Annotated in this window: 23 protein-coding genes; 10 read left to right on the plus strand and 13 right to left on the minus strand. The window is 68.6% G+C overall.

What is annotated here, in order from left to right; all coding sequences use genetic code 11:
- Window positions 1-233 (minus strand): hypothetical protein (locus HYE82_RS37270; RefSeq protein ID WP_218782660.1); only part of this gene is annotated, 233 nt, incomplete at its 3' end.
- A 545-nt stretch (window positions 234-778) separates the two neighbouring features.
- Here HYE82_RS37270 and HYE82_RS15675 point away from each other — a divergent pair.
- The 3 genes from HYE82_RS15675 (at window position 779) to HYE82_RS15685 (ending at window position 2,700) form a co-directional block, all read left to right on the plus strand.
- Complete coding sequence (locus tag HYE82_RS15675) at window positions 779-1,288, plus strand: hypothetical protein (RefSeq protein ID WP_179174677.1); 510 nt, start codon at window positions 779-781, stop codon at window positions 1,286-1,288.
- 50 nt (window positions 1,289-1,338) lie between these two features.
- Window positions 1,339-1,794, plus strand: coding sequence for a hypothetical protein (locus tag HYE82_RS15680; RefSeq protein WP_179174678.1), 456 nt, complete (start codon window positions 1,339-1,341; stop codon window positions 1,792-1,794).
- 72 nt (window positions 1,795-1,866) lie between these two features.
- A complete protein-coding gene (locus HYE82_RS15685) occupies window positions 1,867-2,700 on the plus strand; it encodes a transposase family protein (protein WP_179174679.1) in 834 nt (277 codons plus the stop codon).
- Window positions 2,701-3,246: 546 nt separating this feature from the next.
- Here the strand turns inward: HYE82_RS15685 and HYE82_RS15690 are convergent.
- Complete coding sequence (locus HYE82_RS15690) at window positions 3,247-6,276, minus strand: CHAT domain-containing protein (protein ID WP_179174680.1); 3,030 nt, start codon at window positions 6,274-6,276, stop codon at window positions 3,247-3,249.
- Between the two features lie 719 nt (window positions 6,277-6,995).
- Between HYE82_RS15690 and HYE82_RS39515 the strand changes: the two genes are divergently transcribed.
- The 4 genes from HYE82_RS39515 (at window position 6,996) to HYE82_RS15710 (ending at window position 9,237) form a co-directional block, all read left to right on the plus strand.
- Window positions 6,996-7,628 (plus strand): DUF317 domain-containing protein, encoded by a 633-nt coding sequence (locus tag HYE82_RS39515; protein ID WP_369009809.1) that lies wholly within the window; start codon window positions 6,996-6,998, stop codon window positions 7,626-7,628.
- A gap of 300 nt (window positions 7,629-7,928) precedes the next feature.
- Window positions 7,929-8,555 (plus strand): 2'-5' RNA ligase family protein, encoded by a 627-nt coding sequence (locus HYE82_RS15700; RefSeq protein ID WP_179174682.1) that lies wholly within the window; start codon window positions 7,929-7,931, stop codon window positions 8,553-8,555.
- An 11-nt stretch (window positions 8,556-8,566) separates the two neighbouring features.
- Complete coding sequence (locus HYE82_RS15705) at window positions 8,567-9,016, plus strand: hypothetical protein (protein ID WP_179174683.1); 450 nt, start codon at window positions 8,567-8,569, stop codon at window positions 9,014-9,016.
- Window positions 8,986-9,237 (plus strand): hypothetical protein, encoded by a 252-nt coding sequence (locus HYE82_RS15710; RefSeq protein WP_179174684.1) that lies wholly within the window; start codon window positions 8,986-8,988, stop codon window positions 9,235-9,237. Before HYE82_RS15705 ends, HYE82_RS15710 begins: the two co-directional genes overlap by 31 nt.
- A gap of 343 nt (window positions 9,238-9,580) precedes the next feature.
- Here HYE82_RS15710 and HYE82_RS15715 read toward each other — a convergent pair whose 3' ends face one another.
- From HYE82_RS15715 to HYE82_RS15730, 4 genes are all read right to left on the minus strand, one after another.
- Window positions 9,581-10,822, minus strand: coding sequence for a DUF6236 family protein (locus HYE82_RS15715; protein ID WP_179174685.1), 1,242 nt, complete (start codon window positions 10,820-10,822; stop codon window positions 9,581-9,583).
- A 427-nt stretch (window positions 10,823-11,249) separates the two neighbouring features.
- Entirely contained in the window at window positions 11,250-12,137 is an 888-nt protein-coding gene (locus tag HYE82_RS15720; RefSeq protein ID WP_179174686.1) for a DUF5655 domain-containing protein, read from the minus strand.
- Window positions 12,138-12,485: 348 nt separating this feature from the next.
- Window positions 12,486-13,817, minus strand: a complete 1,332-nt coding sequence (locus HYE82_RS15725) for a class I SAM-dependent RNA methyltransferase (RefSeq protein WP_179174687.1) — start codon at window positions 13,815-13,817, stop codon at window positions 12,486-12,488.
- A gap of 160 nt (window positions 13,818-13,977) precedes the next feature.
- On the minus strand, window positions 13,978-16,029 hold the full coding sequence (locus tag HYE82_RS15730) for an APC family permease (protein ID WP_179174688.1): 2,052 nt from the start codon (window positions 16,027-16,029) through the stop codon (window positions 13,978-13,980).
- Between the two features lie 221 nt (window positions 16,030-16,250).
- On the opposite strand from HYE82_RS15730, the gene HYE82_RS15735 reads away from it, so the two are divergent.
- Both HYE82_RS15735 and HYE82_RS15740 read left to right on the plus strand, forming a co-directional pair.
- Complete coding sequence (locus tag HYE82_RS15735; protein ID WP_179174689.1) at window positions 16,251-16,919, plus strand: TrkA family potassium uptake protein; 669 nt, start codon at window positions 16,251-16,253, stop codon at window positions 16,917-16,919.
- The gene (locus HYE82_RS15740; protein WP_179174690.1) at window positions 16,916-17,581 is read left to right on the plus strand and encodes a TrkA family potassium uptake protein; all 666 of its coding nucleotides are present in this window, start codon (window positions 16,916-16,918) and stop codon (window positions 17,579-17,581) included. Before HYE82_RS15735 ends, HYE82_RS15740 begins: the two co-directional genes overlap by 4 nt.
- Before the next feature lie 328 nt (window positions 17,582-17,909).
- Here the strand turns inward: HYE82_RS15740 and HYE82_RS15745 are convergent, their stop codons facing one another.
- The 7 genes from HYE82_RS15745 to HYE82_RS15775 form a co-directional block, all read right to left on the minus strand.
- A complete protein-coding gene (locus HYE82_RS15745; RefSeq protein ID WP_179174691.1) occupies window positions 17,910-18,731 on the minus strand; it encodes a DUF3159 domain-containing protein in 822 nt (273 codons plus the stop codon).
- Between the two features lie 3 nt (window positions 18,732-18,734).
- Complete coding sequence (locus tag HYE82_RS15750; protein ID WP_179174692.1) at window positions 18,735-19,154, minus strand: OB-fold nucleic acid binding domain-containing protein; 420 nt, start codon at window positions 19,152-19,154, stop codon at window positions 18,735-18,737.
- Between the two features lie 25 nt (window positions 19,155-19,179).
- On the minus strand, window positions 19,180-19,866 hold the full coding sequence (locus tag HYE82_RS15755) for a response regulator (RefSeq protein WP_179174693.1): 687 nt from the start codon (window positions 19,864-19,866) through the stop codon (window positions 19,180-19,182).
- Entirely contained in the window at window positions 19,863-22,562 is a 2,700-nt protein-coding gene (locus HYE82_RS15760) for a sensor histidine kinase KdpD (RefSeq protein WP_179174694.1), read from the minus strand. Before HYE82_RS15760 ends, HYE82_RS15755 begins: the two co-directional genes overlap by 4 nt.
- A 199-nt stretch (window positions 22,563-22,761) precedes the next feature.
- On the minus strand, window positions 22,762-23,538 hold the full coding sequence (locus HYE82_RS15765) for a DUF3710 domain-containing protein (RefSeq protein WP_179174695.1): 777 nt from the start codon (window positions 23,536-23,538) through the stop codon (window positions 22,762-22,764).
- Window position 23,539: 1 nt separating this feature from the next.
- On the minus strand, window positions 23,540-24,085 hold the full coding sequence (dut, locus tag HYE82_RS15770; protein WP_179174696.1) for a dUTP diphosphatase: 546 nt from the start codon (window positions 24,083-24,085) through the stop codon (window positions 23,540-23,542).
- Window positions 24,085-24,669, minus strand: coding sequence for a PaaI family thioesterase (locus HYE82_RS15775; RefSeq protein WP_179174697.1), 585 nt, complete (start codon window positions 24,667-24,669; stop codon window positions 24,085-24,087). Before HYE82_RS15775 ends, dut begins: the two co-directional genes overlap by 1 nt.
- A gap of 58 nt (window positions 24,670-24,727) precedes the next feature.
- Between HYE82_RS15775 and HYE82_RS15780 the strand changes: the two genes are divergently transcribed.
- Window positions 24,728-25,201, plus strand: coding sequence for a DUF3093 domain-containing protein (locus HYE82_RS15780; protein WP_179174698.1), 474 nt, complete (start codon window positions 24,728-24,730; stop codon window positions 25,199-25,201).
- The last annotated feature ends 136 nt before the right edge of the window (window positions 25,202-25,337 follow it).

Consider the following 25,337-nt stretch of genomic DNA (forward strand, 5'->3'; position numbering starts at 1 on the left):
GTCCGGGGGTGGTCGGGGCGGGTGAGGACGCCTGGTGGGCTTTGTCCGGCCGGGACCGGATCGCGGTGGAGGGCCTGCTGCTCGCCGCCGGTCTGCAGGCGGCTGCCTGGCGGGCCGGACAGGTCGGCTTCGTGCAGGTGGACTACGCCCTGTCGTTGCTGACCCTGCTGGCGATGGTGGCCACCTTCTTCCGGGCGGCCGTGCGGTGCGCACCGATTGACGGTGGGCTCCACTCTCGGGCGCACCACGATGTCCCGCACCGCACCGCACCGCGTGCGCACCCCACCTGCACTCCCGCCCAGCACGGGCCACCCCTTGTCCAGGTTCGGCCGACCCCCTTGTCCAGGTTCGGCCGACCCCCTTGTCCAGGTTCGGCCGACCCCCTTGACCGGGTTCGGCTCCACCCCTTGACCACGTGCGCGCCCGGCACGTTTCTCCTTGACACAGCAGGCTGCGGTCGCTGATCAGGGCTTGGCCAAGGGGGTGTGTGATAGGGCCCGCCAACGCGGCCGCGCGCCTGGTGCGGTGCACGGCGGTGCGCATCATGGCCCCGGTGCGGTGCGGTGCGGTGCGGTGCGGTGCGGTGAGCCTCCGCCAACTTGAAGGCGCAGGTCAAAGGGCTGGTGTGACCGGTGCTCGGGGTGCTCACGCTGGTCGTGGGCGGCTGTCTGCGGAGTAGATCGTCTGTCAGCTCGGTCGCTGGAAGAGAAACACGATGCAGCAGCGTCGGCGGGTGTGCGAGCCTTCTTCTCCCCCGACGCCGACCGAGAAGACTCTGATGACCCGCGACGACGCCCTCAAGCAGCTCAGCCACATCGCACGCGAGAGGGCATTCGATAGGCATGTCGGGTCAGACCGGCTCATCCAGGCAGGATTGGACGCCCTGATTGCCGGGGTCGAGAGCCCCTCCCTCGCCATGCTGGCGGGCCTCCTCCGGAGCGAGGAACCCGAAGCTCCCGCACTCTTCGACCAGGTACTGGAGGAGCTGGGCCTGCTCTTCCACCCGCCCGCTGACCGACGGGCCGCAAAGTGGGCGATGGCCTACTGGGTTGCCGGTCAGATCGCCGACGGATCCCTGGATCCCACCGCCGGCACCTACCTCATCTGGGCAGAAATCGCCGAGGACCTCGGCTATCCCGAAGAGCTGGAACCACTTGTCCACTGCGCACACCACCTGGACGGCTGGGAGGCGAGCTGGGGAGTCTCCTTCGAGGAACTCAACAGGGAAGCGGTCGAGGCGGCGAAGCAGTTCCTGAGCCAGCGGTCGGCAACACAAGCAGGGGGCTGACCGTCTGGTTCTTGCCCGCTGCGGATTGGCGGCCCTCTACGATCCGGTACATGCTTGACCCCGAGCTGCTGGAACGGATCACCGCGCGGCGCGCGGAACTGGACGAACTCGAAGAACAGCTGGCCAAACAGCTGGCGGAAGTGCGGGCCGAGCAGGACGAACTCGCCATCGCCGAACGCGTCCTTGAACGGATGACTGGGCAGCTCGCCGAGGAACGTGCCTCCGCCGGGCCGGTGCCCGGGCAGGTGGGCGGACGAGCAGTGATGCTGATCCCGCACCGCGAATCGGGCGTGGAGGAGGACTCACTCCCGCGGGACTACCAGCGCATCATCACCGCCGTGCGGCAGGCCGCCGGACCAGTCATGGCCCGCGAGGTCGGCGAGGTGGTGGGGGTGGACGTCAGCGTGAAGGCCAAGCTGGAACCGCTACGCAGCAAGCTGGTCAGACTCGTCGATCGCGGCTGGCTGCGGAAACTGCCCGACGGCCGGTTCACCAACCGTCTGTGACCAGGAGCACCGCTGTTCGGAGCGGCTCCGAACGGGCGTAACCGGGGTGCCCCCGGCGCCTGTTGGAATTTTGTGACGAATACCAAAGAGCTCGCCGAGGACACCTGCCCGCTTGTCTACCAGTGCCGTCTGCCGCTGTGCACGCGCACCGTCAATCACCTCGCCGATCTACTCAGGCGCCATCTGAAGGTGATTCGGTCCAGGTGGCGAATCCTGCCGCCCGGGAAGATCGCGGTGATCGTCCTGGCCGTACTGCGCCACGACCAGCGCCTGGCCGACATGGCGGGCGGCAACGGCGTGTCCGAGTCCACCGTCCGCCGCTGGCGGGACGAGCTGATCGGGCTGCTCGCCGTCCAGGCGCCGCGCCTGGACCGCGCCCTACGGAAGGTCGCCAGGCAGGGCGGGGAGGTGGTCCTGATCGACGGCACTCTCATCCGCACCCAGCGCCGCACCGGCAAGGCCGACCGGCGGAACTACTCGGGCAAGCACCGCAGCCATGGCCTGCACTTCCTTGCCCTGACCGACGAGAAGGGTCGCCTGATCTGGATATCCGCCGCCCGGCCCGGCCGCACCCACGACAACACCGCCGCCCGCCACGACCACGTCCTGGCCCACCTGCGCGCCGCCGGCCTCGGGGCGTTGGCCGATCTCGGCTTCCGCGGCCTGGACAACGACATGCTCGACCCTGTGATCGTCACCGGCTACGCCGCCAGCCGCACCCACAAGCTCACCCTGGGCGAGAAGGAAGCCAACCGCGTCCTCGCCGTCGGACGTGCACCGGTCGAGCACGGTTTCGCCCACCTCAAGAACTGGCGGACCCTCACCAAACTCCGCACCGACCCCGCCCGCGCCACCCGCCTCCTGCGCGCTCTGCTCGTCCTGACGAACCTCGAAGTCAACCGTTGACGGATGATCTTCTCCGTGGGCTCCCGCCCACGACCAGCGTGAGCACCCCGAGCACCGGTCACACCAGCCCTTTGACCTGCGCCTTCAAGTTGGCGGAGGCTCACTGACTTCCAGCGGACGGCTCTGGACTTCCCGTCGGCGGCTACAGCCGGGGGCAGATTCGCATACCTCGCTGAGCACATAAGTCCCTGAGCACATAAGTCCGTACGCGGTGCACGGCGGAGTCGTACGCGCCTGGGTACGTCCTGTGGACTTCCCCCCTCCTCGAGGAGGGGGGAAGTACCGTCTCTGGCGCCGGCCTGCGCGAGGGTGAGGTGGAGGGCGAAGACGCCGAGGGCTTCCTCTCGGGCGGGTAGATGTCGCGGATCGCGGCGACGAACCGGTCGTGGCTCATATTGGGTCCGCCGATCGCAGTCGGGCCCTCGGCGTCAGCATTGTCTTGAAGGACTCGTATTCCTTTACCGCCGTGACGCGGGTGGCCCCCTCCGCGTGGCCCTTGCGGCCGGTATCGAGCCGCCCTCTCCGCCATTCAACGACAGAGGGTGTTCAAGGGGCTCTGGTGATGGTGACTAGCCCCGCCCAATACCAGGGCATGCGTTTTGACTCGCCGTGCTCACCCGCCGCGTAATTCCGCTGAACTTTTCGCAGCGCCTCGGCTGGGGGAAGCCCCATTACTAGCTCGCCAAGGTAATCCTTAAGAATGGCTGCTGTGGTTTCGATTCCAACCGGATACAAAGCAGCCGTGACAAACTTAGCGCCCCGTGTGAGTGCGACGGCTGGCAGGCCAATCGGCTCTTCGCCAAACGCGAAGGATTGCGCCCCCGACCAGCATGCTCCGAGAACAAGATGGGGCGGGAGATGGCAATCGAGCAATTGAGCTGCGGATAGTCGCTCCACAGGGGAGTCTTGTAGACGCAGACTTTGTCTCAAGCCTGGCTGATCGTCTCCGTGCGCCACAAGAACTGCGAGTTGATACCCGTCCTTAACGTGGAACTCCCTACGCAGGCTGGAGGGATTATTCAGCACCTGCAGGTCATACGCGGTTCTAAGGGAATCCAACTTCAAGTGCTCAGTTACGTCACTGTGAAGGTACGCAACTGCACGCAACCTCTCTTCGCGCCTCAAGCGGTTCCTCTCTTCTTGCCTCTGCTCGGCAGAAGGGAGCATGCGTAGAGAAGGAAGCAGAGTCAGCACCGCATGGTCGATTAGGTAATGTTCACCCAACCGCAGCGCGGCAAACGGCATAGCCCACAACTCGCCACTAGGCACGATGATCAATTTTTCCGGTTCTTCCCCCTCTGGCTTGACGCTCGTCAACTGTCGACGCAGTTCAGCAGGTAGCAGTTCCTTGGCAAGATCGACTGACCAACGGTGTTCAGGATCTGAAAGCGTTATACTACCTTGGAGGTATATACCTCCACGCGCGTTGGTGAGATCTTCGAGCCATCCGATCCGCTCCTTTGTCAATTCCCCTTTCTCGACCACCGGCTCAGCGGGGGCCGGAGGAATCCAAATTCGAAAGAGTGGGAAATTCGACTCTTTCCACCAGCCTGGCAGTGCGCAAAGGATCAGGGTATGTGCATCTGGAGGCAACCGGCGTCGTAGCGTGTGAGCTGACATTGGCTCGGCCGTAAATATGTCACGAAATGCGTTTCCGGTCAATTCTCCGAGCTCTTGATAGAGAGACCGTCGCCTTTCCTCTTGCTCGCCTTCATGCAGACGCCAGTTACCCACGCTTGTCGGCGCGGGTACAAGAACAGATGGGTCTGCAACATCTGAATGTGCTGCTGTTTCAAATTCAAGCTCTTCGATCTCGGACAGCAGGGCACGGACTCGAGGTGGTGTTTCGCTTTCGCCCCGCGCACTCCGGTGAAGGAGCTCTGCCAGAGCCTCACCCCGCCCAGCCTCAGCAACTTCCAATGCCGCAATGCCGTCCTCGAGTTCGGCTGCCAGCGTTAGCGCCCATTCGTTGAGCTCCTCACTCGAGGTTAGGAAAGCCGCACGGGAAGCTGCGCTACCCAACTGTAGCCGCATGACGTCTCGATTTCTGACGGCTGCCAGCGCATGCTCCAAAGCCTCTGGCTTGTTTCCTCCACTATTTAGCAGTTTGCTCAGTGCCCAGTGGGCTCTCGTCATGCCAAGGAAATTCCCAGCTGTACTTGCCTGTTCAAGCGCCTCTTCTAGGTGTTCACGAGATTGCCCCGATGTTCCAGACGCATACAGGATTTCTCCGAGGACTTGGTGTGCATTTCCCAGGCCCAGCAGGTCTCCGGTTCTTTGGGCCATGGCCAACGCGGCTTGAGCGTGGTCACGGGCCGCCTTCAACGCATGACCATCCGCTCCTTGCAAAGCAAGCTGGGACAGAGTTACGAGCGCACTCTGCTGACCCGCAATATTTCCCGTAATCTTTGCAAAATTCAGAGCCTGATTGATGTGGTAACTGGCTCGCTCCACACCAAGCCTTTCCGCAGTAGCCAGCTCCCCGATCAATTGATGAGCGTTTCCCTGACCGATTGGATCGTGGGCCTCTTTAAACAAGTCGAGTGCCCGCTCGGTGTGCCGTAGAGCTGTTCCATAATCGTCGTGCCTCCGCTCCAGTTCGCCCAGTATGAGGAATACGTTTCCCTGGAGCATGGAATCGCCTGATGCTTCGGCGCTTCGGAGTGCATGATTTAGTCTTTCACGCGATTCACTCAAACGGCCTTGGTACCATGAGGCGAGCCCCAGCACAAGAAACTCGTTTCCCTCCCGACCCGAATCGCGGGAATGGCGTGTGACATCCCTTGCCTTTTCCACTTGCTCTTCAACGGACTGGAAATGCCTTCGCCTCAAGGAAATTTTAGCTAGCACAAGAAGCGCGTCATACTCATCATTGCGACTATCGAGGCTTCGTGCGTACTCCAACTCGCATTCCGCATGGTGTTGCGCCTTATCAAGATCCCCTAGGCTCAGATAACCTTCGGCCAGTAGGTCGTGAGCGAGAATTTGATTCCGAGGGCTGCTAGCTTCTTGTGCTAGTTCAAGAGCTAGCTCGGCATGCCGACAAGCCACCTCAGCATCGATCGTTATCTGGGCGATAAGCCGATGGGCAAGACTCTGCGCTAGAATCTGCCCTTGAGGGTTGTCAATTTCTTGAGCGAGGTCTAGAGCCTTCTCCGCAAGACGGCCGGCCACCTCTTGCTGACCCTCTAGATTTGCCAGGTCGCCGAGGAGTTGGTAGGTCATGCATTCCGCCCACTTCTTATGCGGATCACCTTCGAGGGCCTTGAAGCACCTCAGCGCCTCCTCGGCAAGCTGTCGCGCCTGACTGCGATTGTGCTTATTGAAGTATGCGAGCAGCATATAACTGAGGCCCCGAAGGAGCAGGTTCTTAAGCACCGGCAGCGCCGCTTCTAGAGCGCGGACAGCCGTTGCTGGGCTACGGTTGGCCTCCCTGAGTTGGTCAGCGAATGCCACCAGCCCTACACCCCGCTGTTCCGGGGGGAATGCTTCCTCAGCTGACAAAAGCTCGTCTAGTCGCGCTATGTCATCGGGGCTTTCGTCTTCACCAGGTGAACTGAGAGGATTCTTTGCCATGCCAGACTCCTCATATTCCTGCCGAGACAGATGTGCGCGCTGGCTAAGGACTGTCCCGTAATCCCCGGTGGATCAGCGCACGGCGTCAGATGCGGTGCATCGCAAGGCGGAGGGGCGCCCCCATACTGGGGGCGTATTCGGGCGTTGCGACAACGCAGCGAGGTGCCGTAGCTGGCGTCGTGCGCCCGCCGGGATTACGGGACAGCCCTTAAGATCGACTATTAAGCTGACTTTGGAGATAGTGGACTATTGTGTCTCCGCTCCAACTGGGGTCAATACGCGCCGTAATGTAATCGCCATCGGGCGCGCGCATCTGGAACTCCAGTGGCTCTGATCCGCCACGCCTCTTGATCCAGCTCGAAATGTGGTGCGATATGAAGGAGCTGACACCTATGACGTTGTCCGCGTAGCCAACAACAGCAAGCGCCGCGATAAGGTTCGCGCCTACATCGAGCTTGGGCTCAGCCGGCGTTCGAATCAGTCTCGCTCCGGCAGATGCCGCCCCATCTCCATCGGCTTCCATTTCGGAGATGAGGCCTGCAGGCCCAAATATAGTGAGGGAGCTCATGGCGGACTCCGTAGACAAGTAATGCAACCCGACCAATGACCACCCCTTCTAGCGACCGTATGTCGTGCAGCTGATGATCGCATGTGGATAACACAGAGGAGCAGGTCCCAGACCTCCGCAATCGGCTTCTGCCAACCGGGACTGGGAGAAGGTGAGAACCTGGTCGGACGAGACCACGATCGCCAGCCATGAAAGCCTGAGCCTCCGGGCGGAGTTCGACCACGATGCCCGATACAGGGGCGACGTGGCTTGGACCTTCGCGGCGTACGAGCCGCCGGTCGGTGAACGTCTCTGGCACGCCACCGCCAGCGTCACCACTCCCACCGCCCTGGTCCGAGCCCTGTTGGACAGCCTCGCCGGCAACGAGCCCCGGTGGCCTTCACCCTTCTCCGACCGTGTCCGCCGGCCCGCCGACGCCACCAGCGACCTCATCGATGCCGGCTGGACCCAGAACAGCCCCGGCCGACACGTGCACTGGCAGGCACCGGACGGCAGCGCCAGCCTGGACCTCGACCCGTACGCTGCCGAGCACGCCCACACCCAACTCCCCTGGTGGACCGCCTACGGCGGCACAGACCCCAGCCGTCCGGAATGGGCCATACAGCTCTGCCCGGCAACACCCCCCCGATGTCCTTGCCGCCCTCACCTCCGAACTCGCCCTGAGTACCCCTCCGGCGCAGACCCACCGCTCGGCCGGTGCCAGGCAAAACCTCCCGGCAGCAGTCCCCGCCCCGTCGCTTCGCCTTCAGCCCCCGCCGCGCCGGAAGTGATCGCTACGCCGTGAGCCCGAACGTGCAACGACTCGTGAAAGCCGGGGCATCAGCCAGCACTGTGCGAACCCACGTGGTGCCTCCTACGCCAGCATCACCACAATCCAGCCGCAGCCGCGCCCGGGGTGTAGAGGAACACCGGCACCGGAGCCCTGCGGTCAGAAGCAGACCACAATCGCCCGTACCGGTCACGCACTTCGATTTCAGCGGCGACGCCAGGCCGGACCACCTGTTCCCGGGCAGCCAGGGCTTCCGCCTCTCCAGAGTGCGTCGTTCGCCCTACCGAGTGGCTGGCTAACGTCTACGGTCGTGGCGTGGACGACTTCTTCGCACGCGTAACAAGCCGTAAGCACGCCTGGCCGGCGGGCCGGGCGGACCTGCACTGGCACATCCTCCACACTCCGGCAGCAGTGGGCCAACTGACCGATCCCTACCGCGAACTGGTTGACCGGCCGGGGCTGGCCTGGGTCGAGGAGCGTTGGATGCACACAACCATCCTGCACGGCGGTCCGATGCAGGAGTACCGGCCCGGAGAGATCGACGCGATCCTGGCACGGGTCAGGCAGGAGTGCACGGCCGTGGAGCCGTTCGAGCTGACCTACGACCGGCCCACTCCCGGCACAGTGGCAGTCGAGCGCGCTGCGCGCCCTGGCGCACCGGGGCGGCGGCTATGGGAGCTGACCGCGAGGATCGACGCGGAAGTGACCGGCAACCGGTTCCCCCTGATCCCGGCCGCCTGGTATCCCCACACCTCGCTGGCCTACGGCGTCTCCGGGCCCGAGCGCCCTGACCGGTCCGCAATCAAGGTGGCGCTCTCCGATGTCCAGGACGGTCCGGTAACACTGACGGTCGATCGGATGGCGCTGGTCGCCCAGAGCCACGACGGCCGTCACATCACCTGGGAGCACCTGGCGGACGTATCACTGGGCGGATCCCGGTGATCCGCGCGACTTTGACCCACGCGCCCCTGTTCGACAGGCAGAACCCGAACACCGGCGCCCTGGGCGACGTCCACTACCGGGTGCACAAGGCGTACATCGGCGGGCGCACGGTGATGGATATGTATACGGACCCCCCGAGGCGAGTCTGGTGCCATGTCGGCCTGCCGGATGACGTTCACGACGAGGCCAACGCCGTGCACGAGTCCGCCCACGCCGTCGTGGCCTGGTGCATGGGACTGACGCCCGAGACGCTGATGCTCGCCGGGGGCCGGGATGAAACCCTCGGTGGCGGGTGCATCTACAGCGGGGACGGTGATGCCCAGGCGTGGGCCGTGGCGGCCATGGGGGCTTCGGTGGCCCAGGCCGGCTGGCTGCACGCTCAGGGCTACACCACCCCGAACTACAGATCTGCGTGCTGGAGTACATGGCCGTGGGTGACCACCAGAATGTGGAGCGGATGATCGCCGACGGGTTCGTGGTCGATCCGCACCAGGCCCGCGAAGACGCCGCCCGCATCCTGGCCGCCGAGGACGTCGCCGAAGCCCATAGCGCCCTCGCCGCACTCGTGCGGCGGCACCGGTCACTGGGGCGGGAGGAGATCGAAGGGGTACTGCGGGACCATATCGACCGCAGTGCCGTCCCGCCAGCCTGGCTCCCGCCCCGCAGACTCCCCCTGGTCTGACGATGTGGATTCCGTACGACAAGACCGGCGACGGTGGCCTTAGGCACCGGCGCCGGCATTCGCGTCGTCCGACAGTCGGCGGATCTAGGAGGGTGCTGCGGGCGGGAGCCTGGCTCGGAAAGGACTCCGCGCGTGTCCCCGCCCTGGATGACTGCACCACCGTCCAGCTCGACGCCGTTCTGGCCAAGGCCGAGAAGCTATCGGCCGCACCCTCGAGCGGGGCCGCGGCGAGTTCGGAAGCCAGCCATTGGGCAGAACACGCCCGCTCCCGCCTGACTGCACCAAGGTGGCAACAGGTCCGGCGGCAACCACTCGGGGGCTCAGCGCCGCGGTCGACCGGTGCTCAGCGAAGTGTTCCCGGTAGGGCCCGTCGCGTGCCCTTGGTGAGACGTCGCATCAAGCCGGCCGGACGCAGTCCCTCCTCCACGTGCAGGAGGAAGGAGACCGGTGATGCCTGCAAAGTCTCGCGGCGCTGCTCGGCCACCGCGTGGCGGTGGGCCACGAATCCGAGTGCGGCACCCGCAGCCACGACGTACGGTTGCTCTGCTGCCAGACCACCGATGGCGCCAAGCGACGCACCAACAAGGGCCGGTGTCTGAAGGTTCATCACCCCCAGCCGCGATCCGATCTTCAGTCCCTTCATCGCCGCCTTGAGATCGGCCAGCTCGCGGGCGAACCGCGCTTCGTGCAGTCGCTGCAGGTACGCGGCGAGCACCTCGCTGTTGTCGATGTCGGCCAGTTCCTCCTGCGCCTCCTTCGAAGCGGCGAAGACAGCGTCGAGGAACGCGAAGAACTCACTCTCGTAGTTCTTCCTCAACTCGATGATCTTTTCCACCGGGACCTCGGCGACGTTCTCCGGAACGACCATCTGCACCGCCAGCTCACCCAGCACCACCGCCGGGGATTCCGTCTCCCGGGAGGCCGCCCTGCGGCGCAGTAGGACCTGCTCGATCCGGGCCGGGTCCCACTCGTGGCCGGCCTGGTGCGCGGCAACCTGGTCGGTGGTGGGAACAAGGCGCTCGCGGCGCGCCAGCTCGCTCGTCAGTGCGCACTTGTAGACCCAGGCCATCATCGGGTCCATCGTGATCCACTCGCCCCACCCTGCCCGCGAACGCTGCCCATGGCGCCCGACGGATATGGCCAGGCCCTCCCCTATCAGGACCTCGCGCAGTCGAGGGGACAGCTCGCGGCTGTACAGGTGGGCTACATAGCCACCAGGTCGGACATACCCGTGCCCGCGCTCGACTTCCGCCTGTGGGACGTAGTGGTTCGTGCGTCGCATCGCCGGTGCGACGGCAGTTGTCATCTCACGCCAAGGATCGATGGCATACCGCGTACGCAGGGCCGGAGCATGATTACGGATCACACTGAGGAAGGCGGCCTCTACAACCTCACACGCCCTGTCCGGCGCCACCGGCACGAAGAAACCGAGGCCGTCATGCAGCGCCCGGGCTGTCTCCGAATCCTGGACCTGATAGTCGTCCGCTACCACTCGTCCCATGCGATCCCAGTACAACGCGGCCGTCTTCACCCACGCATCGTCCTGGACATGCACGTACGGGTAATACAACCCGATCTCCCGCATCCTGCCCCCTCCGCTGTCTCCAACCGATCTTTACAGCGACATCCTCTCCCAGCACTCCACGGTGAACGGAACCGGCCGACGGTCAAGATCGCGGTCAGCCGGGCGGCGCCCGAGCCGCTCCCACATGCCCAACGACTCGAATTTGGCTGGTTGGACACCCGCCTCATCCGCACGGCGTTCGACAATCCTTGCGCCGTACCGGCTGGCAGCCTCGTCCCGGGCCCAAGCACCGGGAGATCCATTTCGCAGCGGCGGAACGTAGCAGCGGATCCCCGGTTAGCCAAACCGGGGATCCGCCGGATCGTTAGTAGTCCACCGCCATCCATGCCCGAACCGTCGAAAGGCAGCAACACGAACCAAGACCACAACCACATACCCAGCCTGCACACCTCGCGACCGCAGGCAGCCGCCCCTAGGGGACGATGAGCTACGCCGCGGCGTAGCTCATGTGGAACAGCTCCTGGGCACGCTCCAGGTCGCGCTGCGAGTGCAGTTGCACTTCAAGATTGCCGGTGCCGTGGTGGCCGAGCCCTGTGACGTCCCGGGTGAACCCGGGGACGAGTTCGACGCTGGCCGGGCTGGCCTTGAGGTAGACCAGCAGCTTGGTCTTGCGTGGGCACAGGCAGGCGAAGTTCTGCAGTCGCTGGTAGGCGGTGTAGGTCTGGTTCTCGACCTTGGTGATGTCCTCGCCGAGGCCGAGCAGGACCTCGTCGACCGCCGCGGCCAGTTCCTCCATCGCGCCGTCCGGCCGCTCGGTGCGCTGGGCCTTGGCCGTTCCACGGCGGCGGCCCGCCTTCGGGGCAGTACGGCGGCCGGCGGCCGAGGCGACCGTCTCCAGAGCGAAGTGGTCGTCGCCGAAGATCCGGTAGCGCACCAGGTCGATCGAGTGCCGGTGTTCGCGGACTGCATGGAGGTCGTAGCGGGTGAAGTCGCCGGCGACGCAGATCAGCCTCGGCGCGTCCCACAGCACCCGTGCCGCGGCCTCCACACCGAGCCGCTCGCGCATCAGGCGCCGGAAGGCGTCCCGGTGATCCATCAGCCACGCCATGTAGAACAGGCCCTGGTTGATCACACCCGGGTCGGTTGAACGTTTGTACTCCACGATCACCGGAGCGCCGTTCTCGTCGATGCCCAGTGAGTCGATCCGACCGCCGTGTACCGGTCCAGTGCTGTACTCGCTCGCCAAGAACCGCACCCCGAGCATGGCCTCCATGTGCGCCTCGACGAGGTCCTGCACCTCGGCCTCTTCATCGGCCAGCCGCGGCATGACCTCAGTCACGCCGCCCTTCGTACTGAACAGCTTCAGCCCCGACACCTCCCCCTTCGCCGACCTGGCCCAACGCGCACGGGTCCGAGACTATTTCCGGCTCCGGACAGGTGATATCCGATTCCCAGGTCGACTACAGAGTGTGATCTCAACGCAGGAGGGGTGATGGCACCAGCATGGCGAGTACAAGACGGTCCAGCTACGCAGAAGCCGCCTCCACGGCAGGGCACACAACCCGGCCCAGGAGGCGGCTTTCTGCTTGTGACAGCCCGTCAGGAAATGTGCCCGGCGTGCGTCAAACGTGCGTCAGGCGTGCGTCACGTGCGTCAGATTTGCGTCAAGATATCGCCCGTACCGCACGTAGCGCACATAACGCACACTCATCAAAACCGCAGGTCAGCGGCCTTTTTCGGCAGGCTCAAGGATCGCGACGCACTCGACGTGGTGGGTCATCGGGAAGAGGTCGAAGACGCGGAGGGTGCGGGGCTTGTAGCCGGCCTCCGCGAAGTACGACAGGTCGCGGGCCAGGGCCGCCGGGTCGCAGGCCACGTACGCGATGCGGCGGGCCGAGAGGGACGCCACGTGGCGAACCGTCTGCTTGCCGGCGCCGGCGCGCGGCGGGTCCAGGACGACCAGGTCGCACTCCGTGATGCCCGTGCGGGGGAGGGCGGATTCGACCTTGCCCTGTTCGATGCGGACGCGGGAGAACTCGGCCAGGTTGTGCCGGGCGTCCTCCACCGCGCGCTTGCCCGACTCGATGCCGAGGACGGCGCCGGTCTCGCCCAGGCGTTCGGCGAGGGCTCCGGCGAAGATGCCGACGCCGCAGTACAGGTCGAGGGCCATGTCGCCCTTGCGCGGCATCAGGCCCTGCATGACGGCGCGGACCAGGGTGTCGGCGGCCTGCGGGTGGACCTGCCAGAAGCCGCCCATGCCGACGCGGTAGGTGCGGCCGTCGGAGCGCTCGCGGACGAAGGGGCGGCCGTGGACGCGGTGCGTCGAGCCGTCCTTCTCCTCCACGCGGAGGACGGACACCGGCTTGTCGAGCTCCACCAGGGGGAGGCGGCCGCCGGGGCGGGGGGTGAGGACGACCTGGCGGTCCTGGGAGCCGGTCGCGGCGATGGCCTCGACCGTCGCCATCTGCGGCCACTCGCGCTTTTCGATGCCGAGTTCGGAGACGCCCGGCGCGGCGATCATGCAGTGGTCGATCCGCTCGATGTCGTGCGAGCGGTGCTTGCGCAGGCCAGGGCGGCCCTCGGCGTCCACGGCGTACTGGACGCGGGTCCGCCACTGCGGGACCTGGCCGGCCGGCAGCTTGTCTCCCTCGGCCGGGGCCACCGTGCCGTCCCAGCCGGCCTCCTCCGGGGTGAGCCCGGCGAGGCGGCGCAGCTGCTCGGCGACGACCTCGCCCTTGAGGCGGCGCTGGGCGCCGGGCTTGGCGTGCTGCCAGTCGCAGCCGCCGCACTTGCCGGGCCCGGCGTACGGGCACGGGGCCTCGACGCGGTCCTTCGAGGCCGACAGGACCGTGATCGCGTCGGCGCGGAGGAAGCGGGAGTCCGCCTCGCCCTCGGTGACCTTGGCGATGACCTTCTCGCCGGGGAGGGTGTGGCGGACGAACAGGACGCGGCCGTCGTCGGTCCGGGCGATGCAGTGCCCGCCGTGCGCGACGGGGCCGACCTCGACCTCGTACTCCTCCCCGACCAGTGACTGCTTCTCGTTCTGCTCGGTCATGGCGGGGGTTGCTCCAGAGTTTCGGGTTCGGGTGCGGGTGCAGGTGCGCGTGTGTGCGTGTGCGCTGGTACGTCGGTCGTGCGCGACGGCCGGACGGCCGACCCACCAGTCTACGTGGATCCCGTCCGGCCGTTCGCCAAGTCGGCTTCTACGGCTTCGCCTACTGCTTCGCCGCGGTCTTCGCCGGGCGCGGCGTGTCCACCGGTCCTCGGCGCACCGAACCCGGGGCGTTCCATTCCTGCCGCTTCCTCGCCCGCTGCTTCGCGAGCTCCGAGGACTGCAGCTGGTAGGGGACGGACGTGACCATGACGCCCGGGGTGAACAGCAGGCGGCCCTTGAGCCGCAGCGCGCTCTGGTTGTGCAGCAGGTGCTCGTACCAGCGGCCGACGACGTACTCGGGGATGTAGACGCTGACGGCGTCGCGCGGGTTCTCGCTGCGCAGGCCCTTCACGTACTCGACGACCGGGCGGGTGATCTCGCGGTACGGGGAGTCGAGGATCTTGAGCGGGACGTTGATCCCCCGCCGCTCCCACTCGTCCCTCAGGGCCTTGGTCTCGGCCGGGTCCACGCTGATGCTGAGCGCCTCCAGGGTGTCGGAGCGGGTCAGCTTGGCGAAGGCCAGGGCGCGCAGGGTGGGCTTGTGGACCTTGGAGACCAGGACGATCGAGTGGACGCGGGACGGGCGGACGCTGTCGTCGCTCGGCCCCTCGGCGGCGGCGATCTCCTCGGAGACCCGGTCGTAGTGCTTCCGGATCGCGGTCATCGTGCCGTAGAAGATCAGCATGCCGAGCAGGGCGACCCACGCGCCGTGCGTGAACTTGGTCGCGAGGACGACGACCAGGACCAGGCCGGTGAAGATCGCGCCGAAGGTGTTGATCGCGCGGGAGCGGATCATCCGGTTGCGCGCGGACTTGTCGCGCTCGGTCTTCAGGTGCCGGTTCCAGTGCCGGACCATGCCGATCTGGCTCAGCGTGAAGGAGACGAACACGCCGACGATGTACAGCTGGATCAGCTTGGTGGAGTCGGCGTCGTAGATCCACACGAGCAGCATGGCGGCGCCGGCCAGCAGCACGATGCCGTTGGAGAAGGCGAGCCGGTCGCCGCGGGTGTGCAGCTGGCGCGGCAGGTAGCGGTCCTGGGCGAGGATCGAGCCGAGCAGCGGGAAGCCGTTGTACGCGGTGTTGGCGGCCAGGAACAGCACGAGCGCGGTGGCGGTGGCCAGGATGATGAAGGCGATGCTGCCGTTGCCGAAGACGGCCTCGGCCACCTGGGAGATCACCGGGTTCTGTACGAAGTCGGGGCCGACGGGGACGCCGTTGTCGAGCAGGTTGGTGGCGGGCGCCTCGGCCATCCGCACGTCGGTGGCCATGGCCAGGCCGATGATCCCGCAGAACATGGTGACCGCGAGGAGGCCCATCAGGGCGAGCGTCGAGGCGGCGTTCTTGCTCTTGGGCTTGCGGAAGGCGGGGACGCCGTTGCTGATCGCCTCGACGCCGGTCAGGGCGGCACAGCCGGAGGAGAAGGCCCGCAGGAGCAGGAAGACCAGCGCGAATCCGGCGAGTCCCTGGTGCTCGGGCTTGATCTCCAGGTTCGCGGTGGGGGCCTGCATGGTGTCGCCGAGGACGAGGCCGCGCCAGGCGCCCCAGATGATCATCGCGAAGACGGCGCCGACGAACACGTACGTCGGGATCGCGAAGAGCTTCCCGGATTCCTTCACACCGCGCAGGTTCATCAGTGTGAGCAGAAGGATCATGACAATCGCCGAGAGCACCTTGTGCTCGATGACGAAATCCACGGCGGAGCCGAGATTCTCCACTCCGGAGGAGATCGACACGGCCACGGTCAGTACGTAGTCGACGAGCAGGGCGCTCGCGACGGTGAGGCCGGCCTTGGGACCGAGATTGGTGTTGGCGACCTCGTAGTCGCCGCCGCCGCTGGGGTAGGCGTGGACGTTCTGGCGGTACGAGGCGACCACGGTGAACATCAGCACGACGACCGCGGCGGCGATCCAGGGGCTGAAGTGGTACGCCGACACACCCGCGATGGACAGAACGAGCAGGACCTCACCGGGGGCGTATGCCACCGAGGAGAGCGGGTCGGACGCGAACACGGGGAGGGCGATCCGCTTCGGGAGGAGTGTTTCCCCGAGGCGGTCGCGGTGCAGCGCCCGGCCGATCAGGATCCGTTTGGGCAGGTCGGTCAGTTTGGACACGGAGAGGATCGTAAGCGTTCGAAATCGGGGTGACGAACCCCCCGCCGGTATTCCCGCGCAATGAACCTCGGATGCGCCGGTGATGCGCCCCGGAAGCACCTCCTATGCGCTGCCGCGGCCGACCACCCGTGTGTAGCTTGGGCGGTGGTCTGAGACCCTGTGAAGCCAGAGCATGTATTGAGGCTGCGCACCAGCGAGCGCTGACAGCCGGAAGGACGGCCGTGCACATCGTCATTATGGGCTGCGGAAGGGTGGGCTCCGCCCTCGCGCAGACCTTGGAACAGCAGGGGCATACGGTCGCGGTGATCGACCAGGACCCCACCGCCTTCCGCCGGCTGGGAGCCGGGTTCGGCGGCCGCCGGGTCACCGGCGTCGGCTTCGACCAGGACACGCTGCGCGAGGCCGGAATCGAGGACGCGGGCGCGTTCGCCGCCGTCAGCAGTGGTGACAATTCCAACATCATCGCCGCTCGCGTGGCCCGCGAGATGTTCGGCGTCGAGAACGTCGCCGCCCGCATCTACGACCCCAAGCGCGCCGAGGTCTACCAGCGCCTGGGCATCCCCACGGTGGCCACCGTGCGGTGGACCGCCGACCAGATGCTGCGCCGGCTCCTTCCGTCCGGCGCCGAGCCGCTGTGGCGCGACCCAAGCGGCGGTGTGCAGCTCGCCGAGGTGCACACCGCGCCGGCCTGGATCGGGCACAAGGTCAGCAGGATCCAGGAGGAGACGGGCGTCCGCGTGGCGTTCCTCACCCGCCTGGGCGAGGCCATGCTGCCGACGTCGCAGACGGTCCTGCAGGAGGGCGACCTCGTCCACGTGATGATGCGCACGGACGAAATCGACAAGGTCGAGGCGGCCTTCGCCGAAGGCCCCGAGGAGGCACACGCATGAGGGTCGCGATCGCCGGAGCCGGCGCGGTGGGCCGTTCCATCGCGGGCGAGCTGCTGGAGAACGGGCACGAGGTGCTCCTCGTCGACAAGGCCCCGACAGCCATCTCGGTGGAGCGGGTGCCGCAGGCCGAGTGGCTGCTGGCCGACGCCTGCGAGATCACCTCGCTGGACGAGGCGGCGCTGCAGCGCTGCAACGTGGTCATCGCGGCGACCGGCGACGACAAGGTCAACCTGGTCGTCTCCCTGCTGGCCAAGACCGAGTACGGGGTTCCGCGGGTCGTGGCGCGCGTGAACAACCCGAAGAACGAGTGGCTCTTCAACGAGGCCTGGGGCGTCGACGTGGCCGTGTCCACGCCGCGCCTGATGTCGGCCCTGGTGGAGGAGGCCGTCAGCGTCGGCGACCTGGTGCGCCTGCTCCGCTTCAGCCACGGCGACGCCAACCTGGTCGAGCTGACCCTGCCCCCGGAGTCCCCGGTCGCCGGAACCCAGATCAGTGAGATCAGGTGGCCCGAGGACACCTCCCTGGTCACGATCATCCGCGGCAACCGGGTCCTGACCCCGCACGCGGAGGAGACCCTGGAGCCGGGCGACGAGCTGCTGTTCGTGGCCGCCCAGGCCCGCGAGAGCCAGCTGGAGGACCTGCTGCAGGCCCCGCGGCAGTAGGAACGACGGGTGCCGCCGCCGTGCCGACCAGGCCCGGCGGCGGCACGGCGCCCGGGCCCGGCTCGCTCGGCCCCGCGCCGACACACTCAGCCCGGCGGCGGCGCGGCATGTTTCACGCCGGCCACACGGCCCCACGCCGAGCCGCACCGAACCCACGCGGGGCCGACCTGCGCCGGTCCGGCCCCGGCCCACGGCATGCAGAAGGGCGGACGGCCGGTCGCCCGGCTGTCCGCCCCTTCGCCTCGCCCCGTCCGATCGGCCCGACGGATCGCCCCGTCCGATCGGCCTGACGGATCGCCCCGTCAGATCGGCCCGACGGCCGAGGCCGTCAGGCCCCCGGCTCCCGGGAGGCCGCCGCCTTGGCCGCCTTCCGCGCGGCCTCCTCCGCCTCGTACTCCGCCATCACGTCGATCGGCGGCGGCGCCTTCGCCAGGAACACCCATGTGAAGTAGACCGCGAGGACCATGGGCGGCAGCTTCAGCGCGATCAGCAGCCAGCCGAGCTGGGTCGCGTCGCCCCACCAGTACAGCGGGAAGAGGATCGCGTACTTGGTGAGGAAGATGAGGCCCCAGGCCAGGCTGGCCTTGGTGTACGCCTTCTTCCGGCCGGGGTTGCGGGTGCGCCAGGACATGTTCTCCTTGAACACCGGCCCCAGCATCACCCCCAGCAGCGGGAAGCCCAGCAGCGCGGACAGCGTGAAGGCCACGCCGAGCCCGGCGCCGTAGATCATGCCCGGCAGGTAGAAGCCCTTGGCGCTGCCCGTGAAGAGCGCGAAGGCCACGCCCACTCCCACGCCGAAGACCCCGCTGAAGGCGTGCTTGACGGTGTCCCGGCGCAGCAGCCGCACGATCACCAGCAGGACCGCGACCGCGCCCGCCGCGATGGCGGACATCTTCACGTCCTTGTTGATCGTGTAGATCATCACGAAGAGCAGGCCGGGGAGCATCGTCTCCACGGTGCCCCGGATGCCCCCGAAGGCGTCGAAGAGCGCCGCCTGGGTCACCGCGCCCTGATCGTCGGCGGGATCCGCACCCTGGCCCCGAGGGCCCTGAGGTCCCTGAGGTCGGCGGTGTCCCTGGTGTCCCTGGTGTCCCTGCGGCCCGTGGGCTGGCTGCCCGGAGGGCGTCGGGGGTTTGTCGAGTGACGTCACCGGTCAGTGCTCCTGTCCGAGCGGTCGGAGTTCGTACTTCGGATTGAAGAGGACCCGGCGACCGTGGCTCATGGCGATCCGACCGGAGGCGATCATGCGGCGGCCCGGCTCGATTCCCACGATCGAGCGACGGCCCAGCCAGACCACGTCCAGCGCGGCGGAGCCGTCGAAGAGCTCCGCCTCCAGCGCGGGGACGCCCGCACGGGGCCGGAGGGTGACGGTACGCAGGGTCCCGGTGACCTTGACTATCTCGCGGTCGTGGGAATCGCAGATGCGCGTGCATCCCGCGGCTTCTGCGTCCTCCTGCAGCTCCGCCGAATGCAGCTCTTCCTGGGAGGAGGACAGTCGCGCGATCATCCGGCGGAACCGGCCCGCCTGCCGGACCGGCTTGGCGGAATTCTCGGGACGCGGTTCAGCACTCATACCAGGAAGCGTACCGGCGCCCCCGCTACCTCTCGAAGCGGTATCCCATGCCCGGTTCCGTGATGAAGTGCCGCGGATGCGAGGGGTCGGCCTCCAGTTTGCGCCGCAACTGCGCCATGTAGACGCGCAGGTAGTTCGTCTCCGTGCCGTACGAGGGGCCCCACACCTCCTGGAGCAGTTGCTTCTGGCCGACCAGCTTGCCGGCGTTGCGGACGAGGACCTCCAGCAGGTGCCACTCGGTGGGCGTGAGCCGTACGTCACGCCCCTCGCGCACCGCCTTCTTCGCGGCCAGGTCCACCGTGAAGCCGTCGGTCTCCACGACGACCTCCTCCCCGCCGGCGCCGGCGGCGGGCTCGGCCCGGCGCACGGCGGCCCGCAGCCGCGCGAGCAGCTCGTCCATGCCGAAGGGCTTGGTGACGTAGTCGTCGGCGCCGGCGTCCAGGGCCTCGACCTTCTCGTCGGAGCTGTGCCGGGCGGACAGGACCAGGATGGGGACCCGGGTCCAGCCCCGCAGCCCCTTGATCACTTCGACGCCGTCCATGTCGGGCAGTCCGAGGTCCAGGACGACCACGTCCGGGTGGCGGGCGGCCGCGAGTTCCAGGGCGCCGGCGCCGTCGGCGGCGGCGTCGACCTCGTACTTGCGCGCCTTGAGGTTGATCACGAGGGCTCGGACGATCTGCGGCTCGTCGTCCACCACGAGCACCCGGGTCATGGAGGTCCTGCTTTCTGCCGTACGGGGCGTATCGGGTCGGTGGCATCGGTCGGGTCGGGCGAGGGGCCGGTCGGATCGGGCGAGGGGCCGGGCCCGGCGCCGGTCGGGCCGCGCGAGGCGTCGGTCGGGTCGGGCGAGGGGCCGGTCGGGTCGCGGTCCGGGATGCGGCCGGGCGCCGGCGCGCGCCCGCGCGGGGCTGCGCGCAGGGTGAGCACCATGGTCAGCCCGCCCCCCGGAGTGTCCTCGGCGGCCAGGGTCCCGTCCATGGCCTCGGCGAAGCCGCGGGCGACGGCGAGCCCGAGGCCGACGCCGGTCCCGCGGGGGGCGTCGCCGTGGCGCTGGAAGGGTTCGAAGATGCGCTCCCTGGCGTCCTCGGGGACGCCGGGGCCGCGGTCGACGACGCGTACCTCGACCCGATCGCCGAGGTGGCTGGCGGCGACGAGCACCGGCTCGTGAGCCGGGCTGTACTTGACGGCGTTCTCCACGACGTTGGCCACGGCCCGCTCCAGCAGCCCCGGGTCGACCGCGACCATCGGCAGCGTCTCGGGGACGTCCAGGACGACGCTGTCCTCGGGCACGCCGCCCAGGGCCATCGGGACCACCTCGTCGAGGTCGATCTCGCGGATCAGCGGGGTGACGGTGCCGGTCTGCAGCCGGGACATGTCGAGGAGGTTGCCCACCAGGTGGTCGAGCCGGTCGGCGCCGTGCTCGATGCCCTCCAGCAGCTCGGCCCGGTCCTCCCGGGACCACTCCACGTCCTCGGAGCGCAGGGAGGACACGGACGCCTTGATCCCGGCGAGCGGGGTCCGCAGGTCGTGGCTGACGGCGGCCAGCAGCGCGGTCCGGATCCGGTTGCCCTCGGCGAGGCGCCTGGCCTCCTCTGCCTCGCCGAGCAGGCGCTGCCGGTCCACGACGACGGCCGCCTGTGCGGCGAAGGCGCCCAGTACGCGGCGGTCCTCGGCGGGCAGCACCCGCCCCGACAGGGCCAGCGCCATCCGGTCCCCGATCGGCATGTCCACGTCGGCGTCCTCGGGGCGGGCGGCGGGGTGCGGGCCGACGCTGCCCGCCGGCTTCCAGGGCTCCCGGTCGCCGCCGCGCTCCAGCAGGGCCACGGACTCCATGGCGAAGGTCTCGCGGAGCCGCTCCAGCAGCGCGTCCAGGGTGGTCTCGCCGCGCAGCACGCCGCCCGCGAGGAAGGACAGGATCTCGGACTCGGCGCGCAGTCGGGCCGCCTGGTGGGTGCGGCGGGCGGCGAGGCCGACCACCGAGGCGACGGAGACCGCGACGCCGAAGAAGACCGCGATGGCCAGGATGTTCTCGGGGTCGGAGATCGTCAGGCGGTGCACGGGCGGCGCGAAGAACCAGTTCAGCAGCAGCGATCCGAAGGCGGCGGAGGCCAGCGCCGGGTAGAGCCCGCCCAGCAGCGCGGCGGCCACGGTGAGCGCCAGGAACAGCAGCATCTCGTTGGCCAGGCCCGGGTCGGCGTCGACGTGCGTGAGCAGGATCGCCAGCAGGGCGGGGCAGATGACGCCGACCGTCCAGCCGGCGATGACCCGGGTCCGGCCGAGCAGGGCGGCCGAGCGCGCGGGCGGCAGCCCGCGGCGGCGCCCCTTGGCGGCCTCCTCGTGGGTGACGATGTGCACGTCGAGGTAGGGCCCGGACTCCCGGGCGACGGTGACGCCGACCCCGGGCCCGAAGGCGTACTGCCAGGGCCTGCGGCGGCTGGAGCCGAGCACGATCTGGGTGGCGTTGACCCCGCGGGCGAACTCCAGCAGCCCGGTGGCGGTGTCGTCGCCGATCACATGGTGAAACGTTCCTCCAAGGTCCTCGACCAGGGTGCGCTGGACGGCGAGCTCCTTCGGGGAGGCCGCGGTCAGGCCGTCGCTGCGGGCGACGTACACGGCCATGACCTCGCCGCCGGCGCCCTTCTCCGCCAGCCGCGCCGCCCGCCGGATGAGCGTGCGCCCCTCCGGTCCGCCGGTCAGCCCGACGACGATGCGCTCCCGGGCCTGCCAGGTGGCGCGGATGCCGTGCTCGCCCCGGTACTCCCGGAGGTACTCGTCCGCCCGGTCCGCGACCCACAGCAGCGCCAGCTCGCGCAGCGCCGTCAGGTTGCCCGGCCGGAAGTGGTTCGACAGCGCTGCGTCGACCTTGTCCGGCGCGTAGACGTTGCCGTGCGCCATGCGCCGTCTGAGCGCCTGCGGCGACATGTCGACCAGCTCGATCTGGTCCGCCCGCCGCACCACCTCGTCCGGCACCGTCTCCCGCTGCCGCACCCCCGTGATGGTCTCCACGACGTCGCCCAGCGACTCGAGGTGCTGGATGTTCACCGTCGAGACCACGTCGACGCCCGCCTGCAGCAGCTCCTCGACGTCCTGCCAGCGCTTGGCGTTCCGCGAGCCCGGCACGTTCGTGTGCGCGAGCTCGTCCACCAGGGCCACCGTCGGCCGCCGCGCCAGCACCGCGTCCACGTCCATCTCGGGGAACACCGCGCCCCGGTGGGCGACCTCCCGGCGCGGGACCGGCTCCAGGCCGTGGAGCATCGCCTCCGTGCGGGCCCGCCCGTGGTGCTCGACGAAGGCCACCACGCAGTCCGTGCCGCGCTCCACGCGGCGGTGCGCCTCGGAGAGCATGGCGTACGTCTTGCCCACGCCGGGGGCCGCGCCCAGGTAGATCCGAAGCTTGCCGCGTGCCATGCGCCCATTCTCAAGGATGCTTGTGCTGCTCACGCACTTTTGGCCGGGCTCGCGCCCATCTCTGACGCATCCCTGACACCCGCGCCCGGAGACGGCTGCGGGCCGCACCCCCGAGGGGGGGTGCGGCCCGTCTCGCGCACGCCCGGCACGCGGCCGGAACCGGCTGCCGCCGGGCGGTCGGCACCAGGGCAGGAGCAGGTCAGCGGACCTCGGTGATCTCCGGGCCGCGCTCCAACTGGCCCATGCCGCCGGAGAAGCGGGAGCCCTCCTGGTCCTCGGTCTGCACGCCGTCCGGCACCATCTGGGCGTCGTTCGGCAGCTTGAGGACGATCGGGTCGCGCGGGGCCATCGGGCCGTCGCCGCGGACGATGACGGTGTCCCGGAAGATGGTCTCCAGCACGCCCGCCGACTCGGGGCGCACCGCGCCCTGGCCGGAGATGACGCCGCGCAGGAACCAGCGCGGACCGTCGACGCCGACGAAGCGGACCAGCTGGGCGCCGGTCTGGCCGTCGGGCATCGGCACGGGCACCTGGGCGCGCAGCTCCCAGCCGAGCGGGCCCTCGACCTCGTCGATGAGGCCGCCCTGCTGGATGATGCCGGCCGCGATCTCCTCGCGGACCTCGCCCCAGATGCCTTCCTTCTTGGGTGCGGCGAAGGCCTGCAGCTGCACGGCGCTGTCGCCCAGCACGACCGTCGCGGCGACGATCGCGTCACCGGCGACCTCGACGCGCAGTTCCATGCCCTCGACACCCGGTACGAGGATGCCGCCGAGGTCGACCCGGCCCTCTGCCGGGGAACCGGGGACCTCGGTGACGTCCCACGGGCCGTCGGGTCGCGGAGCCGGCGGCAGGTTCACCCTGCGGGGGGCGGCGTCGATCTCCTCGCCGTCCTGGCCATCGGCAGCCACGCCGTCCACGACCTGCTCGGCCGCGCCGCCGTCCTTGGCGGAGTCGTTCTTCTTGCGACGTCCGAACACGTCACTGTCCTTCCCGGTCGGATACGACCGAAGCGTAGCCATTCCCACCCTGCTGACCAGCGCCGTTTCCGGCCACGGCCGCATGGCCTCCGGTGGAGCCGAACCCCCCGTCGGCCCGCGCCGAGCCGGGAAGCTCCGCCACCTCGTGGAAGCGCACCTTCTCGACCCGCTGGACAACCAGCTGGGCAATGCGGTCGAAGCGCTCGAACCGGACGCTCTCGCGCGGATCGAGATTGACCACGATCACCTTGATCTCCCCACGGTACCCGGCATCCACCGTCCCTGGGGCATTCACCAGCGCGAGCCCGCAGCGGGCGGCCAGTCCCGAGCGCGGGTGCACGAAGGCCGCGTACCCGTCCGGCAGGGCGATCGAGACCCCGGTGGGCAGCACCGCGCGCTCGCCGGGCGCGAGCTCGGCTGCCTCGGTGGTCACCAGGTCGCAGCCGGCGTCGCCGGGGTGGCCGTACGCGGGGAGGGGCACCTCGGGGTCGACGCGCTTGATCAGCACGTCGATCGCGTGACGGGAGTCGTGATTGTTCAGAGCCATCAGGGGTTCACCTCGAAGGCGCGTGCGCGCCTGACCTGGTCCGGGTCGGCCATGACCGCCCGGATCTCCTCGGGCCGACCGTTGTCGATGAAGTGGTCGACCTTCACCTCTATGAAGAGCGCGTCCGCGCGCACGGCGACGGGGCCGTCGGGCCCGCCCGTCCGGCCGACCGCGGTGCAGTAGATCTTGCGGCCGGCGACGGCGGTCACCTCGGCCTGCAGGTGCAGCACGGTGCCCACGGGCACCGGACGCACGAAGTCGGTCTCCAGTCTGCCGGTCACCGCGATGACGCGCAGCAGCCAGTTCAGCGCGCCCAGCGTCTCGTCGAGCGCGGTGGCCAGGACGCCGCCGTGCGCGAGGCCGGGAGCGCCCTGGTGGGCGGGCCTGACGGTGAACTCGGCGGTGACACTCACGCCGTCGCCCGCCCGCGCCTCCAGGTGGAGCCCGTGCGGCTGGCCCCCGCCGCAGCCGAAGCAGTGCTCGTAGTGCGAACCGAGCGGCTCACCGGGCGCCGGGGCCTCGGGGTGCCGGACCGGTGCGGTGGCATCGTCCGGGGGCGTCAACGCTGTGTTTCGTCCACTCACAGGCGCAGACCTTACCCGCGCCACTACCCGCCGGTCGCGTCGTGGCAGGCTTGACGTCATGCAGCTCTCCCCCGCGCACCACGACGAACGCCTGACCGCCCCCCGCTCCTGGTGGGGCATCGCCGTACTCACCGGGCTCGCCGGCGCCCTGATGCTGCTGCCGCTGGGCACGCTGCCGCTGCTGGCCGGGCTCATCGGGGGCGCGGCGCTGGCGGGGCTGCTGGTCAGCTCGTACGGTTCCGCGCGCGTGCGCGTGGTGAACGGGTCGCTGGCCGCCGGGGACGCGCGGATCCCGGTGTCGGCCCTGGGCGAGCCGGAGGTGCTGGGCGCCGAGGAGGCGCGCGCCTGGCGGACGTACAAGGCGGACACCCGTGCGTTCATGCTGATGCGCAGCTACGTCCCGGGGGCGGTGCGGATCCCGGTGACGGACCCGGCCGACCCGACGCCGTACGTGTACCTGTCCACGCGGCAGCCCGAGGCGCTGGCGGCGGCGGTCCGGGCGGCCAGGGCCGCTTCCCCGGCCGCGGGCTGACCGGGGCGGCCGGGCGCGCCGCCGGGCCCGGGGCCCGGTCCGGCCGGGGCACGGCCGCGGGATCAGCCCCGGGGCTCGGTTCTCGGTCCTTCGAGGGCGGGCCCGGGCTCGCCGGGGGCCTCGGGGAGGCGCTGGG

It is taken from the genome of Streptomyces sp. BR123 (assembly GCF_013401435.1).
In the GTDB taxonomy this organism is placed as follows: Bacteria; Actinomycetota; Actinomycetes; order Streptomycetales; family Streptomycetaceae; genus Streptomyces.